The 1,724-nt window shown below is 35.6% G+C and carries 3 protein-coding genes; all 3 read left to right on the top strand.

Annotated features, from left to right (window positions below):
- Nucleotides 1–17: 17 nt before the first annotated feature.
- The 3 genes from F6K27_RS34225 to F6K27_RS33065 are packed head-to-tail and all read left to right on the top strand — an operon-like array spanning nucleotide 18 to nucleotide 1,300.
- Nucleotides 18–155, top strand: coding sequence for a DUF4277 domain-containing protein (locus F6K27_RS34225; protein WP_124146741.1), 138 nt, complete (start codon nucleotides 18–20; stop codon nucleotides 153–155).
- A 4-nt stretch (nucleotides 156–159) separates the two neighbouring features.
- Entirely contained in the window at nucleotides 160–657 is a 498-nt protein-coding gene (locus tag F6K27_RS33070; protein WP_287244700.1) for an IS1634 family transposase, read from the top strand.
- Nucleotides 626–1,300, top strand: a complete 675-nt coding sequence (locus tag F6K27_RS33065) for an IS1634 family transposase (RefSeq protein WP_287280275.1) — start codon at nucleotides 626–628, stop codon at nucleotides 1,298–1,300. The genes F6K27_RS33070 and F6K27_RS33065 overlap by 32 nt, the downstream gene beginning before the upstream one ends.
- Nucleotides 1,301–1,724: the final 424 nt, after the last annotated feature.

Below are 1,724 nucleotides of genomic sequence, written 5' to 3'. Positions count from 1 at the left end.
ATCAAAAAGAGGAGAAAATGTCAATAGAAGTAACTAATGTAGACCATCTAGGTTTGGTAGCAGGAATTATTGACGAGATTGGCATAGAACAGAAAATTAATCGACTACGCGGGAGTTCAGTTACCAGAAAAAATAACAGGGGGTTAAGTAGTTAAAGGAATGCTCTTAAATGGGTTAGGATTAGTTTCATCCCCACTATATTTATTTAGTAAATTTTTTGATGGAAAAGCTATAGAACATTTAATTGGCAAAGGGGTAAAAACAGAGTATTTTAATGATGATAAATTAGGTCGGGTATTAGACCAACTGTATCACAGAGGATTAAATCAGATTTTCATGTCTGTGGTGTTAGAAGCAGTGAAAAGTTATCAGCTAGAGATAAGCACAGTCCACCTAGATTCTACATCATTTCATGTTCATGGAGATGATCACACATATGAGGATGAATCCACGGAAGATATAGAACCAAAAACTATTAAAATTACCTCTGGATATTCGAGAGATAAACGACCCGATCTAAAACAATTTATGATGGATTTAATTTGTACGAATGATGGAGATGTCCCATTGTGGATGAGAATTGGTTCGGGAAATGAATCTGACCAAAAAAAGTTTGGTCCAAGGCATGAAAGATTTCAAAAAGCAGTTAAATTTTGATAGTTTAATGGTGGCAGATAGTGCTTTATATACTCAAGAAAATCTACAGTTACTAACAGATATTAAATGGTTAAGCCGAGTTCCTGTGCGTATAAAAGCAGCTCACAAGCTAGTTCAAGAAATAGATGAGTCAGATTTTACTACCAGTCAGATTAAGGGATATAGATATCAAGAACTCTCAAAAACTGACGGCGGAGTTCAACAGAGATGGTTAATAGTTGAAAGTCAACTAAGGCGAGAATCGGATTTGAAAAGTCTAGAGAAAAAGATCCAGAAAGAACGAGTTGAAGTTGACAAAAAACTACGCACTTTAAAATCTGAAAAGTTTGCTTGTCAACCAGATGCAGAAACAGCAGCAAGAAAGCTGTTTAAAAAGTTTTTAGATCACGAATTGACAGAAATTAATTTTCAAGAAGTACAGTCTAAATCTGAATCAGATTTTTCTGATCAACTCCAAGTTAAAGTGAGCTTAAGAGAGTCAAAAATAGAACTAGAAAAAAAACGAGCAGGTCGATTTATTTTAGCAACAAATGTTCTTGATCAGATGGAATTAACTACGGAAGAAATGTTGTCTAAATATAAAGGACAACAATCTGTAGAGAGGGGTTTTAGGTTTCTGGGCATACCCTCTATTTTTAACTGATATAGCGCTGTGCGCAGGCAACAGCTCCGGAAGGCAACAGCTCCGGAAGGGGGAATAAAAGACCGATCATACAAGACTTTTAGCTATTGGACAGTTCTTGTAATTTGTAAATATGCCAGCGCACATTGCTATAGTGTCTTCCTTAAGTCCCCTGATCGAATCGAAGCTTTGGGGTTAATTATGGCCTTATGTTGATTGGTTGACACTTGAGGCCAGCGTCAACTACGTCAAACCTTAAATCGGACTAAATCTACTGTCAAAAATCAATGAGGTCCTCCTACAAATAGACTAACATTACCTTGGATATTTCAATGTTTTCAGTCGATTCATTTATTAATTAATTCTGGAGTTAAGAGTAGATCTAATTTAACTCCAGAACGTTTAGAATTATTAAAGTTTTTTCCTCCAAGTTGTCAAAGATACT

Source organism: Okeania sp. SIO2F5, assembly GCF_010692685.1.
In the GTDB taxonomy this organism is placed as follows: Bacteria; Cyanobacteriota; Cyanobacteriia; order Cyanobacteriales; family Microcoleaceae; genus Okeania; species Okeania hirsuta.
This window is presented reverse-complemented; position numbering and strand designations above follow the sequence as displayed.

Coding starts and splice junctions, on each gene's coding strand:
- F6K27_RS34225 (WP_124146741.1), top strand. CDS start 18: ATGTCAATAGAAGTAACTAATGTAGACCATCTAGGTTTGGTAGCAGGA.
- F6K27_RS33070 (WP_287244700.1), top strand. CDS start 160: ATGCTCTTAAATGGGTTAGGATTAGTTTCATCCCCACTATATTTATTT.
- F6K27_RS33065 (WP_287280275.1), top strand. CDS start 626: ATGAAAGATTTCAAAAAGCAGTTAAATTTTGATAGTTTAATGGTGGCA.